General features: G+C 67.0%; 11 protein-coding genes and 1 pseudogene. 9 read left to right on the top strand and 3 right to left on the bottom strand.

Annotated features, from left to right (window positions below; translation table 11 throughout):
• Positions 1-126 precede the first annotated feature (126 nt).
• Positions 127-597 carry a GNAT family N-acetyltransferase gene (locus QE379_RS18565; RefSeq protein ID WP_307002755.1) on the bottom strand — a complete coding sequence of 157 codons (471 nt, stop codon included), beginning with the start codon at positions 595-597 and terminating at the stop codon, positions 127-129.
• Positions 598-1,104: 507 nt separating this feature from the next.
• On the opposite strand from QE379_RS18565, the gene QE379_RS18560 reads away from it, so the two are divergent.
• The 9 genes and pseudogenes from QE379_RS18560 (at position 1,105) to QE379_RS18520 (ending at position 12,542) form a co-directional block, all read left to right on the top strand.
• Positions 1,105-3,507: a TonB-dependent siderophore receptor gene (locus tag QE379_RS18560; protein ID WP_307002753.1), complete on the top strand. Its 2,403-nt coding sequence runs from the start codon at positions 1,105-1,107 to the stop codon at positions 3,505-3,507.
• Between the two features lie 18 nt (positions 3,508-3,525).
• On the top strand, positions 3,526-4,209 hold the full coding sequence (locus QE379_RS18555) for a Fe2+-dependent dioxygenase (RefSeq protein ID WP_267434363.1): 684 nt from the start codon (positions 3,526-3,528) through the stop codon (positions 4,207-4,209).
• Between the two features lie 68 nt (positions 4,210-4,277).
• Positions 4,278-5,177 carry an endonuclease/exonuclease/phosphatase family protein gene (locus QE379_RS18550; RefSeq protein ID WP_307002750.1) on the top strand — a complete coding sequence of 300 codons (900 nt, stop codon included), beginning with the start codon at positions 4,278-4,280 and terminating at the stop codon, positions 5,175-5,177.
• Between the two features lie 222 nt (positions 5,178-5,399).
• On the top strand, positions 5,400-7,373 hold the full coding sequence (locus tag QE379_RS18545; RefSeq protein WP_307002748.1) for a sialate O-acetylesterase: 1,974 nt from the start codon (positions 5,400-5,402) through the stop codon (positions 7,371-7,373).
• 208 nt (positions 7,374-7,581) lie between these two features.
• On the top strand, positions 7,582-8,877 hold the full coding sequence (locus tag QE379_RS18540) for a 3-methyl-2-oxobutanoate dehydrogenase (2-methylpropanoyl-transferring) subunit alpha (RefSeq protein ID WP_307002746.1): 1,296 nt from the start codon (positions 7,582-7,584) through the stop codon (positions 8,875-8,877).
• A 178-nt stretch (positions 8,878-9,055) separates the two neighbouring features.
• Positions 9,056-10,063 carry an alpha-ketoacid dehydrogenase subunit beta gene (locus QE379_RS18535; protein ID WP_307003301.1) on the top strand — a complete coding sequence of 336 codons (1,008 nt, stop codon included), beginning with the start codon at positions 9,056-9,058 and terminating at the stop codon, positions 10,061-10,063.
• 1 nt (position 10,064) lies between these two features.
• Positions 10,065-11,363 (top strand): dihydrolipoamide acetyltransferase family protein, encoded by a 1,299-nt coding sequence (locus QE379_RS18530; protein WP_307002744.1) that lies wholly within the window; start codon positions 10,065-10,067, stop codon positions 11,361-11,363.
• Between the two features lie 284 nt (positions 11,364-11,647).
• A pseudogene (rarD, locus tag QE379_RS18525) lies at positions 11,648-12,256 on the top strand (EamA family transporter RarD); the annotation flags it as partial.
• Between the two features lie 73 nt (positions 12,257-12,329).
• The gene (locus QE379_RS18520) at positions 12,330-12,542 is read left to right on the top strand and encodes a hypothetical protein (RefSeq protein WP_307002743.1); all 213 of its coding nucleotides are present in this window, start codon (positions 12,330-12,332) and stop codon (positions 12,540-12,542) included.
• A gap of 164 nt (positions 12,543-12,706) precedes the next feature.
• On the opposite strand, the gene QE379_RS18515 is transcribed toward QE379_RS18520, so the two are convergent.
• Positions 12,707-13,486: an SDR family oxidoreductase gene (locus QE379_RS18515; RefSeq protein ID WP_307002741.1), complete on the bottom strand. Its 780-nt coding sequence runs from the start codon at positions 13,484-13,486 to the stop codon at positions 12,707-12,709.
• Positions 13,487-13,512: 26 nt separating this feature from the next.
• The gene (locus tag QE379_RS18510) at positions 13,513-14,940 is read right to left on the bottom strand and encodes a glucoamylase family protein (RefSeq protein WP_307002738.1); all 1,428 of its coding nucleotides are present in this window, start codon (positions 14,938-14,940) and stop codon (positions 13,513-13,515) included.
• Between the last annotated feature and the right edge of the window lie 66 nt (positions 14,941-15,006).

The following is a 15,006-nucleotide window of genomic DNA, read 5'->3' as shown; positions in this document are numbered from 1 at the left end:
TTTCGAGCGGCACCGGCCCGCTCCCCCACCCGACCTCCCACAGAGTATCCTTGATGGGAGGTCGGGTGGGGGAGCGGGCCGGTGCCGCCGGAAATTGGCTCTTTCGCCAATTTTCCAGACAGACTCTCAGTCGTCGGGCGTGATGACCAGCATCTTTTGCACGATGCCGTCGCTTTCGCGCCAGGTGCGAAAACCCATGGCTTCGTAATAGCGCAAACCCATCGCATTGTCGGCACCGATATAGGCGTCGATCCGGGGCAGGCCCGCCGCGACCGCCGCGGGCCGCGTCGCCGCGAACAGCGCGGTGCCCACGCCCCTGCGATGCGCGCGCGGGCTGATATGGGTGCCGATGATCCCCCAACCCTCGGGCACGTCATAGCGATTGCCGGGCACCGCGCGGACCAGCGACTGAAAGCCCATGACCATACCCTCGGCGTCGAGGGCGACGCTGCACCGGATGCTGTCGCGGTTCGCGATATAGTGCGACAGGGTGAAGTCCGGATCGTGCGGACGCATCCGACCGGTAAGCGCGATGATGTCGAGCAGGACGCGGCTCAACGCCGGTGCATCCCGTTCGACGGCCGGGCGGATCAGCATGACGGCACGCGGTCGGTCGGGCGGTGCGCCGTGTTCAGGTCGATAGCGACATGGGACAGCGTTTCGCCAATCTTGGCTCGGTCCCGCTCATCCACCAGCAGGAAGGACTTTCGCCAAAATGGTTTCTTCGGCGGGGAGCGGCGGACAGTATGACCATATATGCCCCGTTCCATCTGCCGCCCCCCGATAGGAAGGCGCAGGCGCGCATTTGACGGCTTTCTCATAAGGGGATCGATAACAAAGGCATGTGAAAACTTGGTTTCCCGCTGACAAGCACAGGCAGCGTGATTTCCGCTTGATGCCTTGAATCTCTGCCTGGCTGCCCATTTCGGTCAGCATCGGGCTCGTAAGGCAATGTGGTTCGCCCTGCAAGAAATGGCTGACGTCCGCGTCTCACGGCACCGGGGGGCGAAACCGCCACATTGCATGACATTCATGATAATCACTATCAATCTCATTGACGATGAGAGTGTCTCGCATTAGCGGCGGGTGCGAAGGGGAATCATCATGTCACAAACGTTCATCGCCCTGTCGTGCGTGGGCTTCCTGGCGACCGCACCGCATGTCGCCGCCGCCGAGACGGAGGGACGCGCCGATCCGTCGGGCGTCCATGCACCCGCGACGCGCGCCCAGGATTCGACCGGCCAGCGCGACACCGTCATCGTCACCGGCCAGCGTGCCGCCACCGAGACGCTGGAGAGCCCGAAGGCGACCGCGCCGCTGCTCGACACGCCGCAGACGATCACCGTGGTCAGCGAGCAGACCATCCGCAAACAGAATCTCCAGACGCTGCGCGACGTACTTCAGACGATTCCGGGCATCACCTTCGGCGCGGGCGAAGGCGGCGGCGGTTATGGCGACTCGATCAACCTGCGCGGCTATTCGGCGAACAACGACATCACCATCGACGGGGTTCGCGACAGCGCGCAATATAGCCGCACCGACCCGTTCAACCTGCAACAGGTCGAGGTCTATAACGGCGCGAACAGCGTCTTCAACGGATCGGGCTCCGTCGGCGGCACGATCAACCTCGTCTCCAAGGTGCCGACGCCCGAGACGCTGACGATCGCGCAGGGCTCGGTCGGCACCGACAATTATTATCGCGGCGCGATCGACAGCAATGTCCGCGTGTCGGATCTGGTCGCGGTGCGGCTGAACGGCGCCTATCACCATAACGACGTGCCCGGTCGCGACGTCGAGAAGATGGAGCGTTGGGGCATCGCCCCCTCCGTCACGATCGGCATCACCGGCCCTACCAGCCTGACGCTCGCCTATGTGCATCAGGAAGATCGCAACACGCCGATCTATGGCATTCCCTATTTCGACAACGGCCTGGTCGACGGCTTCGTGCCGGGGGCCAAGCGCAGCAGCTATTACGGCATCGCCAATCTCGACCGGCAGGATACGACGGTCGATCGCTTTACCGCGACCTTCCGCCACCAGATCGACGAGCATTGGAGCGTCCGCAACCTGACCCGCTGGCAGCAGGTGACCCAGTATAGCGTCACCTCCGCGCCGCAGGGCACCTTCTGCCTCGCCTCGACCGGGTTGCAGCCGATCACCGCGACGCCGGGGGCGACGGTGGGCGCGGCCTGTCCGGCGAACGTGCCGGCGGGCTCCTACCTGCCCTCGGGCCCGCGCGGGCTGGTGCGCGACCAGCAGAACCAGATGCTCTACGATCAGCTCGACCTGCGGCACGAAGCGGGCAGCAAGGGCGGGTTCCACAATGTGCTGAATGTCGGCGTGTCGGGGATGCTGGAAAATTACCGGATCACCACCGCCTCGTTGCTGCGCAATGCGAATGGCAGCGCGGTGTCGCCCCTGCCGCTGATCGACATCGCCAATCCCAACACCAACTATACCGGGCCGATCAACTATACGATCACCGCCCAGTCGCGCAGCGAGACGCGCAACCTGGCCGTCTATGCCTTCGACACCGTGGAGTTGAACCGCTATTTCGAGTTGAACGGCGGCGTCCGCTATGAAACCCAGGACGCCGATTTCCGCGCATTGCCGCTGGCGGTGGTGCCGCCGGGGTCGACCCCGCTGACCGCGCTTCAGGCACGTCCGCAGGTCAGCAGCGAGCGCCTGTTCTCCTGGCGGGTCGGCGGCGTGTTCCACCCGGTCGAGAATGTCAGCCTCTATGCGGGCTACGGCAATGCCAAGACGCCGTCCTCCTCGACCGTGCGGCTGGGCTGCGGCGTACCCGCCAGCGCGACGGCGGCGGACCCCTGCGCCGTCGCGCCTGAAACCGCCAGGAATTACGAGGCGGGGGTGAAGGCCGGACTGTTCGACCGCAAGCTGGAGCTGACGGCGGCGGTGTTCCGCAACGAGCGGACCAATTACCGTGTGCCCTCCAACGATCCCGCGCTGCCAGCGGGCCTCCAGGTGCTTGACGGTCGCAGCCGCGTCGACGGCATCGCGCTGGGCGCGTCGGGGACGATCACCCGGGCCTGGACGATCTTCGCCAACTATACCTATCTCGACGGAAAGGTGCTCCAGAGCATCTCCAACCGCGACAAGGCGGCGGGCGTCGCTGATCCGCAGGCGGGCAGCCAGTTGATCCAGACGCCCAAACATTCGGGCAGCCTGTTCACCACCTACAAACTGCCCTTCGGCCTGGAGGTCGGTTACGGCCTGACCTATCAGGGGTCGTTCGCGACCAATGCGCCGGTCGCGGCCAATCCGGTGCAGTTCAAGGTGGACGATTACCTCATCCACCGGACCTATCTGGCCTATACCATCGCGCAGCGCTGGACGATGCAGCTCAACGTCCAGAATTTCACCGACGAGAAATATGTCACGGGCGTGCGCAACAACATCAATGCGACGACCGGCGTCGTCACCGGCGGCTGGGCGATTCCCGGCGACCGGCGGCAGGCGACGCTGAGCCTGTTCTACAATTTCTGAACGGGCTAGGCTTCGCCGATGTTGATCGTCCTCCCCGACATCCTCGATCCCGCCGGGGTCGCCCGGGTCCGCAGCCTCATCGATGCGGGCGCCTGGGCGGACGGCAACGCCACCTCCGGGCCACAGGCGGCGCTGGCGAAACGCAACGACCAGTTGCCCGAGGATTCGGCGGCGGCGATCGAGGCGGGGCGGATGGTCCTCGACGCGCTGGGCCGCTCGCCATTGTTCGTGGCGGCGGCCCTGCCGCTCAAAGTCTATCCGCCGCTGTTCAACCGCTATGCCGGGGGGCAGGCGTTCGACGTGCATGTCGACAATGCCGTCCGGTTGAAGCGGGGCAGCGACTTTCGGATGCGCTCCGACCTGTCGCTGACGCTCTTCCTGGAGGACGCGGCGGCCTATGACGGCGGCGAACTGGTGGTCGAGGATCTGTACGGCGAACAGCGGGTCAAGCTGTCGGCGGGCAGCGCGGTCCTCTATCCGGCCTCCAGCCTCCACCGGGTCGAGCCGGTGACACGCGGCACGCGGGTCGCCTCGTTCCTGTGGATCCAGTCGATGGTCCGCGACGATGGCGAGCGGCGCATCCTGTTCGACCTCGACCGCGCGATCCAGCGGGTCGGGGCGGACAAGGGGCAGGGCGACCGGTCGGTGGTCGAACTGACCGGGGTCTATCATAATTTGCTAAGGCGCTGGGCCGACGCCTGATCGCTGGGGTAAGCATCCGAACCGTCAAACCGTCACGCCAATGCCATGCAGGCTTGCCAAGAGCGGCCATGGCCTGCTCCGATCGGGGCGGGCGGGTGTTTGAGGATGGCGAGATGATGAAAGCGTGGCGGAACGGGCGGATCGTGATGGCGCTGGCGGCGGCGCTGCTGGCCCCGGTGGCGGCCATCGCCCAGCCGCTGAAGGTCATGACGTTCAACGTCCGCTATGCCTCCGACGAGGGGCCGCAGCGCTGGGCAGTGCGGCGGCCCGTGCTGGTCGAACTGCTCCGCCGCGCCGCGCCCGATCTGATAGGCACGCAGGAACTGCTCCAGCGGCAGGGTGACGACATCGTGCGCGCGCTTCCCGCCTATCGCTGGTTCGGGCGCGACCGGCGTGGCGGGCATGGCGACGAGCATATGGGCATATTCTATCGTCCGGATCGCCTGACCCTGATCGGGCATGGCGACTTCTGGTTGTCCGATACACCCGAAACCGTCGGCAGCCGGAGCTGGGGCACCGACCTGCCGCGCATGGCGAACTGGGCGGTGTTCGAGACCAAGGGGCAAAAGCCCCAGCGCTTCCTGTTCATCGACACCCATCTGGCGCACCGGGAGGAGGATGCCGAGGCGCGGGACCGCTCGGCGAAGCTGATCCTGTCGCGCCTGCCCAAGCTGGCGAAGGACTTGCCGGTGGTGCTGGCCGGGGACATGAACGCGCGGCCCGACACCGCCGCCTATCGCACCCTGGCGACCGCGCTGAGCGATGCATGGACCACCGCCAAGCGGCGCGAGGGGCCGGAGATGACCTTTCACGACTTCACCGGCACGCCCGACCGGCGGATCGACTATCTGTTCCTGCGCGGGTTCAGGGCGGACACGGTCGCCACCGATACCTACCATCAGGGCAAGACCTATCCATCGGACCATTTCCCGATCCAGGCGATAGTGTCGTTCGAGGACGATCGCTGAAATCCTCCCCGGCAGGGGAGGTGGCAGGGCGAAGCCCTGACGAGGGGGGCTTCCGCAAGGCATGTCCTGTGTGGGACGCCCCTCCGCCAGCTTCGCTGGTCCCCCTCCCCGTGCCGGGGAGGATCGTTTCCCGATAGCGTTATCATTCCGGAGAACCTATGATCGGCGGGACAGCCGATGGACGCGAACGGGCGGTATCGTCGGTACAGGAGAGGGTTGACGATGCGGAAGGGGCAATGGCGTTCGGGTGCTCGGGGCGGCGTGGGTCTGGCGCTCGCATTTGGCGCGGTGGCGGCATGGCCGCTCATGGCGGAGGCGCGGCCCCGCATCCTGACCCCGATGAGCGCGCATGCCGTCCTGCAACGCGACCGCCCGATCGTCGTCGAGGGGCTGGGCGATGCGGGCGAGCGCGTGACCGTCAAGCTGGGTGACCAAAGCACCGATGCCACGGCCGATCGCCAGGGCCGCTGGCGCGCGACGCTGCCCGCCATGGCGGCGACGGCGACCCCGCTGACCCTGAGCGCGACCGGCAGGGACGGCGCGGCGGACAGCATGGACGATCTGCTGATCGGCGATGTCTGGCTGTGTTCGGGCCAGTCCAACATGGAATATCCGACCAAGCAGGCGTTGAACGGCGAAGGGCTGGTCGGCGGTTCGGCCAATGACCGTATCCGGCTGCTCGATATCGCGCATCATGTCGGACTGTCCGCCGACGAAATGCTGGAGAAGCGTCCCGTCTGGGCGGCGTCGGCCCCCGAGAGCGTCCGCGATTTCTCGGCGGCCTGCTATCTGATGGTCAAGGACCTGGCCGCCAAGGCGAACGTGCCGATGGGCGCGATCGATTCGAGTTGGGGCGGGACCAAGATCCTGCCCTGGATCGCCGGGGCCGACGCGCGCAAGCTGCCGGGCCTGTCCGCCGATGCCGATCTGCTGGCGCTTTATGCCCGCGACCATGCGGCGGGGCTCCGCGCGTTCGGCGATCGCTGGGGTGACTGGTGGCGCAAGGCGAGCGGGACGAAGCGCGGGCAGGAGCCATGGAACGCGCCCGACCGCCTGACCTGGCAACTGGTGCCCAAATTCAGCCCCTGGGAGGAATGGGGCGTGCCTGCGCTTGCCGATTATAACGGGCTGGTCTGGTTCCGGCAGGACTTCGACCTTCCCGCCGCGCCGACCGGCGACGGGGTGATCGAACTGGCGGGGATCGACGAACTCGACACCGTGTGGATCAACGGCGTGGTGGTCGGGGCGACCTTCGGCTGGGGCGACTGGCGGCGCTACACCGTGCCGCGTGCGGCGTTGAAGAAGGGGCGCAACGAGATCGTCATCGGGCTGGGCGATACCTATGGTCCGGGCGGCATGTTCGGGCCCGGCGACAAGATCCGGTTCACGCCCGCCGGCGGCCAGCCGATCCCGCTCGGCTCCGGCTGGCGCTATTCCATCTACAAGGCGAACGACCAGAGTTATCCGCGCAGCCCTTGGGAAAGCCATGCGGGGCTCGGCACCCTCTATAACGGCATGATCGCACCGCTGGGGCCGATCGGGTTGAAGGGCGTCGCCTGGTATCAGGGCGAATCCGATGTGGGCCGTGCCGATTATGGCGACCGTCTGGCCGCGCTGATGACCGGGTGGCGGCGGCAGTTCGGGGATGCGAACCTGCCCTTCCTGATCGTGCAACTCGCCAATTTCGGCGCGCCGCCGGTCAAGATCGAGGATAGCGGCTGGGCGGCGCTGCGGGAGACGCAGCGGCTGGCGGTGCTGCGCGATGCGCATAGCGCGCTGGCGACGACGATCGATATCGGGGTGCGCAACGACATCCACCCGGCGGACAAGAACGAACTCGCCAAGCGGCTGGTCTTCGCGCAAACGCATCTGGACGCGGGGGACCGCGCCAATGCCTCGGGCCCGATGATCGCCTCTGCGACGCGGGGCCAGGGCGAGGTGGTGCTGCGCTTTGCGGGCGTGCAGGGGGCGCTCCATGCGTGGAGCGGGGCGGCACCGATCGGGTTCGAGTTGTGCGATGCGTCGGCCTGTCGCTACGCGAGTGCGACGGTGAACGGCGCGGAGGTGCGGTTGGCCGGTGCGACGCCGGGCGATGTCCGCGTCCGCTATGCCTGGGCCGATGCGCCGGTCGTCAATGTCTATGACGAGGCCCCGCATCCGGTGGTGCCGTTCGAGATGGCGATCAGCGGCCAGTAAAGCACCCGTCGTGGCCCCTTGGAGAGAGCAGCCTTCCCTCTCCAAAAGGCCCCAGCCTGCGCTGGGGCGACGGGAATGATGGGAGAAATCCCGCCACTCGACGCGTTCGACCGGATGAAGCGCTCCAAAAGGTGCTTGAAATAAAATGTCATCCGGTTGAAAGATAGCAACGACCCGACGGAATCGGGCGAAGCGTTGAGGAGAGAGCATGGCCGTGCCGCCAGAAGGCATTTCGCGCGCCAACCTGGCCCCGTTGCAACTGCACGTGCCCGAGCCGAAATTCCGGCCGGGCGATGCGGTCGACTTCGCCGGGGTGGAGGTTCCGCCCGCCGGTGCCCAGCGCCGCCCGGACACCGCCGCGCCTGCCGACAGCTTCCACGAACTCGCCTACACGCTGATCCGCGTGCTCGATGACGAGGGCCGCGCGGTCGGCCCTTGGGATCCCAAGCTCTCGCCCGATCGGCTCCGCCGGATGCTGCGCCACATGGTGCTGCTCCGCGCCTTTGACGAGCGCATGTTCCGCGCCCAGCGTCAGGGCAAGACCAGCTTCTACATGAAGGCGCTGGGCGAGGAGGCGGTCGCCGTCGCCGCCGCCCATGCGCTGGATCATGAGGATATGTGCTTCCCCTCCTATCGCCAGCAGGGGCTGTTGATCGCGCGCGACTGGCCGCTGGTCGACATGATGAACCAGATCTATTCCAACAGCGCGGACCGGCTGGGGGGCAAGCAATTGCCCATCATGTATTCCGCGAAAGAGGCCGGGTTCTTCTCGATCTCGGGCAATCTGACGACGCAGTATCCGCAGGCGGTGGGCTGGGCGATGGCCTCGGCCGCGAAGGGCGATACGCGGATCGCGGCGGTGTGGTGCGGCGAGGGCTCGACGGCGGAGGGCGACTTCCACTCGGCCTGCACCTTCGCCGCCGTCTATCGCGCGCCGGTCGTGATGAACGTCGTCAACAACCAGTGGGCGATCTCCAGCTTTTCCGGTTTCGCGGGCGCGGAGGCGACGACCTTTGCCGCGCGGGCGATCGGCTATGGCCTTGCAGGCCTTCGGGTGGACGGCAATGACGCGCTGGCGGTCTATGCGGCCACGCAATGGGCGGCCGAGCGGGCGCGGACCAATCAGGGCGCGACGCTGATCGAGCATTTCACCTATCGCACCGAGGGGCACTCGACCTCCGACGATCCCACCCAGTATCGCTCGGCGGGCGAGCCGACCGCCTGGCCGCTGGGCGATCCGATCCGGCGGTTGAAGGATCATCTGATCGGCTTGGGCGAATGGGACGAGGACCGCCACGCGGCTCAGGACCGCGAAGTCGCCGAGCAAGTCCGCGCCGCGCAAAAGGCGGCCGAGGCGAACGGCATTCTCGGTCACGGCCTGCACCAGCCGCTCGACAGCATGTTCGACGGCGTGTTCGAGGAGATGCCCTGGCACCTTCGCGAGCAGCGCCAGCAGATGCTCGACGAGGAACGGGCGAGCGGACGGCCATGGGCGCGCAAGTGAACACCCGTCCGCACCACCCCGGCGAAGGCCGGGGTCCAGTCGCCACGTCCCGGCGTCCGCAGGGCATTGCGCGCCTCCTATCGTCTTGCAACTGGACCCCGGCCTTCGCCGGGGTGGAAGAGTATCGATGAGCGATCCTAGCACCGAAACCGCCCCCGAAACGGGCGAAACCACCCGCATGAACATGATCCAGGCGATCAACTCCGCCATGGACGTGGTCATGGCGCGCGACCCGGATGTGGTCGTGATGGGCGAGGATGTCGGCTATTTCGGCGGCGTCTTCCGCGCGACTGCGGGCCTCCAGAAGAAATATGGCAAGACCCGCGTGTTCGACACGCCGATCACCGAATGCGGCATCATCGGCGTCGCGGTCGGCATGGGCGCGTACGGCCTGCGACCGGTGCCGGAGATTCAGTTCGCCGACTATATCTACCCCGCGCTCGACCAGTTGGTCAGCGAGGCGGCGCGGCTGCGCTATCGCTCGGCGGGCGAGTTCACCGCGCCGATCACGGTGCGCTCGCCCTTCGGTGGCGGCATCTTCGGCGGGCAGACGCACAGCCAGTCGCCGGAGGGCATCTTCACCCATGTCTCCGGGATAAAGACGGTGATCCCGGCCACGCCCTATGACGCCAAGGGCCTGTTGATCGCCGCGATCGAGGACAATGACCCCGTCCTCTTCTTCGAGCCCAAGCGCATCTATAACGGCCCGTTCAACGGCCATTGGGATCGCCCGGCCGAGAACTGGTCGAAGCATCCCGGTGGCGCGGTGCCGACCGGCTATTACAAAGTCCCGCTCGGCAAGGCGACGACGGTGCGCGCGGGCGAGGCGGTGACGATCCTCTGCTATGGCACGATGGTCCATGTCTGCGCCGCCGTGGTCGCGGAGATGGGCGTCGACGCCGAAATCCTCGACCTGCGCACGCTGATCCCGCTCGACATCGAGTCGATCGAGGAATCGGTGAAGAAGACCGGACGCTGCATGATCGTGCACGAGGCGACGCGCACGGCGGGCTTCGGCGCGGAGCTGTCCGCGCTGGTCCAGGAGCGCTGCTTCTATCACCTCGAAGCGCCGATCGCGCGCGTGACCGGCTTCGACACGCCCTATCCGCACAGCCTGGAATGGGCCTATTTCCCCGGCCCGGTCCGCATCGGCCAGGCGCTCAAGACCCTGTTGAAGGACGCCTGACATGGCTCGTTTCACCTTCCGCCTGCCCGATATCGGCGAAGGCATTTCCGAGGCCGAGATCGTCGCCTGGCACGTCAAGCTCGGCGACCGGGTCGAGGAGGACCAGTCGGTCGCCGACATGATGACCGACAAGGCGACCGTCGAGATGGAGTCGCCCGTGTCCGGCACGGTGGTCGAACTGGCGGGCGAGGTCGGCGATCAGGTGCCGATCGGATCGGCGCTGATGGTGATCGAGACGGACGTCGTGGAAGAGACGGTATCGCCCGCGACGGAAGAACCCGTGCTCGAAGCCGAAAATCCCGGCGTCGAAGAAGCGCAAACTCCCTCTCCCCTTGTGGGAGAGGGGCGGGGTGAGGGGGAGCCGCAAGCGACGTCCCCCGTGGCCACCCCTCACCCCGACCCTCTCCCACAAGGGGAGAGGGAGCAGAAGAAGGTGCTGGCCTCGCCCGCGGTTCGTGCCCGTGCGCTGGACCTGGGCATCGACCTGGCCAGCGTAAAGCCCGCCGAGGGCGACCGGGTGCGCCATTCGGACCTCGACGCCTTCCTTCGTTATGGTTCGGCACAGGGCTACACCCCCATCCGTGCCCCCCGCGCCGACGAGCAGGTCCGCGTCATCGGGATGCGCCGCCGCATCGCCGAGAACATGGCCGCGTCCAAGCGCGCCATCCCGCATTTCACCTATGTCGAGGAAATCGACGTCACCGCGCTGGAGGAGACGCGTGCGCAGCTGAACGCGGGGCGCGGCAACCGCCCCAAGCTGACGATGCTGCCGCTGCTGATCGTTGCGATCTGCAAGACGCTGCCCGACTTTCCGATGCTCAATGCGCGCTACGATGACGAGGCGGGCGTGGTGAACCGTTCGGGTGCGGTGCATATGGGCATGGCGACGCAGACGCCCGCCGGGCTGATGGTCCCGGTCATCCGCAACGCCGAGAGCCGCAATGTCTGGCAACTCGCGACCGAGATCGGGCGGCTGGCCGATGCGGCGCGCGCGGGGAATATCGCCAGCACCGATATGGGCGGCGGGACGATCACCCTGACCTCGCTGGGGCCGCTGGGCGGGATCGCGACGACGCCGGTCATCAATCGACCCGAGGTCGCGATCATCGGGCCGAACCGCATCGTCGAGCGCCCGGTCTTCCGCTCCGACGGACGCGGGGGAGAGACGATCGCGCGGGCCAAGCTGATGAACCTGTCGATCAGTTGCGATCACCGGGTGGTCGATGGCTATGATGCGGCAAGCTATGTCCAGGCGTTGAAGCAGTTGCTGGAGACGCCGGTGATGCTGTTCGCGGATTGAGGGGTTCCCTTGGCCTTCGACTTCGCTCAGGCTGAACGGGGTGGGGGTTGAGGTTCCGCGACCCTAACCCGCATCCGCACCCGGCAGCCGCACCTCATACCCGACATCCGTTCACGCTGAGCGAAGTCGAAGCGCACGCTTGAACCTATCCCCCAGCGCGCGTCCCTCCAAAGCGCGGGACGGCATGTCGGCTGCGATGGGATCGTGGCGTCCGGCGCTCGCACGACCATCACGGTCATGGCCGCCGCTTGCCAACCGCCCGCCGTGCGTGGAACAGAGGCGACATGACAATCGATCGCACCGCCCGCACCGGTCTGCTTTTCGGCATCGGAGCCTATGTCAGTTGGGGCATATTGCCGCTCTATCTGAAATTGCTGAAGGGCGTGCCCGCGCTCCAGGTGCTGGCGCATCGCATCCTGTGGTCGCTGTTGCTGCTCGCCGCCGTGGTGGTGATCGCGCGGCGGGGGCGGGCGATCGTGGCGGCGGCGCGAGGGCGGACGCTGTTGCTGCTGTGCATCAGCGCCGCGCTGATCGCGATCAACTGGCTGGTCTATATCTGGTCGGTCCAGCACAATCATGTGCTGGAGGCGAGCCTCGGCTATTTCATCAATCCGCTGGTCAATGTCGCGCTCGGCGTCGCGCTATTGGGTGAGCGGATCCGGCGGGGACAGGCGGTGGCGGTGGGGATCGCCGCGCTCGGCGTCGCGGTGCTGGCGTTCAGCGGCGGTGGAGCGATCGGCATCTCGCTGGCGCTGGCCCTGTCGTTCGGCTTTTACGGTTTCGTCCGCAAGATCGCGGCGATCGACGCGCTGGGTGGTCTGACGGTGGAGACATTGCTGCTGGCCGCGCCTGCGCTGGCGGTGCTGTTCCATGCCAGCGCGAATGGCACGGCGGCGTTCGGGGCGGACCGGCATCTCGACATGCTGCTGATCCTGGCGGGGGCGGTGACGGCGGGCGCCGCTGCTGATGTTCGCGGCGGCGGCGCGGCGGATGCGTTACACGACGCTGGGGCTGCTGCAATATATCGCCCCGACCCTGCAATTCGCACAGGCCGTGTTGTTGTTCGGCGAGCCGCTCAAGCCCGTCCATATCGTCACCTTCGCGCTGATCTGGACCGGTTGCGCGCTCTATGCCTTCGACAGCGTTCGGGGGAGCCGGACGCCGGTTACGGTGGAATAGGTTCGCGCGGAGGCGCGGAGGCGCGGAGACGCGGAGGTGTCCCGCCCCGCCGCAGGCCGCCTATTTCAACAACCAGGCGGCTTTGTCTGCCGATCGAGATGAAAGTCGCCAGCGCGGCGCGTCCAGACACCTCCGCGTCTCCGCGCCTCCGCGCGAACAAAAACCTATCGCCGCCCGCTCTGCAATTTCGCCACCGCCCGCCGGAGAACGCCGCGCGGCGTCACCCTGGTGCTGGCGGCGGTCAGGCGGTTGAGCAGTCCCGACACCATCACCGCCTGTCCCCGCTCCAGCGCCGCCAGCCCGTCGCGCACCACTTGTTCGGAATCCGAGGCGAAACGGGTGAACAGCGGCGTCTCTGCCATCCCCGCGACATCGGCGAACTCGGTCCTGGTCGGCCCCGGACACAGGGCGGTGACGGTCACGCCCCGGCCCTTCACCTCCTCGTGCAGCGCCTCGGAGAAATGCAGCACGAACGCCTTGCTGGCATAATAGACCGCCATATAGGGCCCCGGCTGAAAAGCGGCGGTGGAGGCGATGTTCAGCACCCTTCCACGCCCGCGCGCCAGCATGGGCGGGATCAGCGCATGGGTCAGCGTCACCAGCGCGCGGATGTTCAGGTCGATCATCCCCGTCTGCGTCGCCAGATCGCTGTCGGCGAAGTCGCCCAGTGCGCCGTAACCGGCATTGTTGATCAGCGTGTCGACCGACAGGCTACGGTCGGCGATCCCGGCGAGCAGCGCCTTCACCCCCTCCGGCCGTCCCAGATCGGCGGAAATGACATGAATCTCCACGCCCGGCCGCTGCGCCAGTTCGGTCGCCAGCGCCGCGAGCCGGTCGGTCCGCCGGGCGGTCAGGACCAGCGTGACGGGCTTCTTCGCCAGCGCCCGCGCAAAATCCGCGCCCAGTCCGGCGGAGGCGCCGGTGATCAGGATGGTGTCGGTCATCGCCGCGCTCCCAACAGGGGCGGCGGCTATTCGTTCAGCCAGCCGCCGGTAAATCCTGCCCGTTGCAATCCCCGCCGCAGATGCGGGTTCCGTCGCATCGTCTTCCAGATCAGGCCGGTCCGCTGATTCTCGATCATCGCGACGATCGGGCCCTGGTCGATTCCCAGATAATCCTTGTCGACCCAGCCGATGCTGGGGACGATATGCCCGTGCTTCAACGGCTCGGGCGGATCGGTCAGCGTCGGGTTGAACGCGTCGAGAAAGCCGTATTTGCCGTAAATGGCCTGGCCATAGCGGTCATGCATTGCGCGCACCGCCGGAATGGCGATGTCGGGGGCGAAGGCAATGGAGGCCGCCGCCGCCGTCGGGGCCAGCGTTCCATCGTCGCGCTCGCCCGGCCCGCGCGCCGAATAGCTGTAGAATTCGCGAGGGACGCCGTCGATCGTCTGGACGAAATCGCCCGGCCCGTCGCATGCGGTCAGCCCCCAAACATCCGCGCCATAGCCGCGCCAGCGCCCGGCATTCTGGATGGCATATTGCCGCTGGGCATGAACCGCGCGACGGCTGTTCTCGAAATAGTCGATGCCCTTGGCGGCCATATAGCCGTCGCGGATGCCTTTGAAATCGACCCAGACATGGCTGTACTGATGGCCGAACAGCGGCGCGAAATGCAGGTGCGGCTCTCCCCAGCGATCGCTCCAGCTCGGCTCGAACCGGCTCGACCAGGCCTGCCACGTACCCTCGGGCAGCGGATGGGTGGGGGAGCCCAGCGCCAGCAGATAGAGCAGCATCCCCTCGTTATAGATGTTCCAGTCGGACTTGATGAACCCCGTCTCCGGGTGCCAGCCCATCGACAGCAGCGGCGCGCGCGGGGTGATCCAGGTCCAGTCGACCGCGCCGTAGATCCGGTCCGCCAGCGTGCGGATGCGCGCTTCCTCGGGATGATCGCCGTCGAACCAGCTCTGCGCGAACAGCACGCCGCCCAGCAGCAGCGCGGTGTCGACCGTCGACAGCTCGCACCGGGCGAAGCGCTGGCCCTTGGTCACGCCCAGGAAATGGTAGAAAAAGCCCTTGTAGCCGCTGAACCCCGTCTCGCCCGGCCCCTGCGGCGCGTCGGCGAAGAATTGCAGTGTGGCCAGCGTCCGCACGCGCGCCTCTTCCCGCGTGATCCAGCCATTGACCACGCCCACCGGATAGGCGGTCAGCGCGAAGCCCACCGCCGCGATCGAGGCGAAGGACGGCGTCGGCCAGCGATCGGGGGCGAGGCCCGTCTCCGCATCGGTGGTTTCCCAGAAGAAGCGGAAGGTGCGCTCCTGAAGATCGCGGATCAGGTCGGGCTGGGGCGGGGGAATGATGCGCGGAGGGCGAACCCGCTCTGCCATTCCGGTACAGCCCGTCGCCAGCGCGGCCAGGCTCAGCCCGCCCAGTGTCAGGACGCGGCGACGATCGTACATGGTCTCTCCTCGCTTCGATCCGGGATGGGCCGGGCCGGGGCCTGTGCGGCGCCCGGCCCGGTCGAT

Source organism: Sphingomonas sp. SORGH_AS_0879 (genome assembly GCF_030819175.1).
Classification (GTDB): Bacteria; Pseudomonadota; Alphaproteobacteria; order Sphingomonadales; family Sphingomonadaceae; genus Sphingomonas.
The sequence above is the reverse complement of the archived record's forward strand: the minus strand, read 5'-3'. Positions and strand labels throughout refer to the sequence as shown.

Excerpts from the sequence above, each read along its gene's own strand:
- QE379_RS18520 (WP_307002743.1), top strand. The coding sequence starts at position 12,330 with ATGTTCGCGGCGGCGGCGCGGCGGATGCGTTACACGACGCTGGGGCTG.
- QE379_RS18545 (WP_307002748.1), top strand. The coding sequence starts at position 5,400 with ATGCGGAAGGGGCAATGGCGTTCGGGTGCTCGGGGCGGCGTGGGTCTG.
- QE379_RS18535 (WP_307003301.1), top strand. The coding sequence starts at position 9,056 with ATGAACATGATCCAGGCGATCAACTCCGCCATGGACGTGGTCATGGCG.
- QE379_RS18560 (WP_307002753.1), top strand. The coding sequence starts at position 1,105 with ATGTCACAAACGTTCATCGCCCTGTCGTGCGTGGGCTTCCTGGCGACC.
- QE379_RS18555 (WP_267434363.1), top strand. The coding sequence starts at position 3,526 with ATGTTGATCGTCCTCCCCGACATCCTCGATCCCGCCGGGGTCGCCCGG.
- QE379_RS18515 (WP_307002741.1), bottom strand. The coding sequence starts at position 13,486 with ATGACCGACACCATCCTGATCACCGGCGCCTCCGCCGGACTGGGCGCG.
- QE379_RS18510 (WP_307002738.1), bottom strand. The coding sequence starts at position 14,940 with ATGTACGATCGTCGCCGCGTCCTGACACTGGGCGGGCTGAGCCTGGCC.
- QE379_RS18540 (WP_307002746.1), top strand. The coding sequence starts at position 7,582 with ATGGCCGTGCCGCCAGAAGGCATTTCGCGCGCCAACCTGGCCCCGTTG.
- QE379_RS18530 (WP_307002744.1), top strand. The coding sequence starts at position 10,065 with ATGGCTCGTTTCACCTTCCGCCTGCCCGATATCGGCGAAGGCATTTCC.
- QE379_RS18565 (WP_307002755.1), bottom strand. The coding sequence starts at position 597 with ATGCTGATCCGCCCGGCCGTCGAACGGGATGCACCGGCGTTGAGCCGC.
- QE379_RS18550 (WP_307002750.1), top strand. The coding sequence starts at position 4,278 with ATGGCCTGCTCCGATCGGGGCGGGCGGGTGTTTGAGGATGGCGAGATG.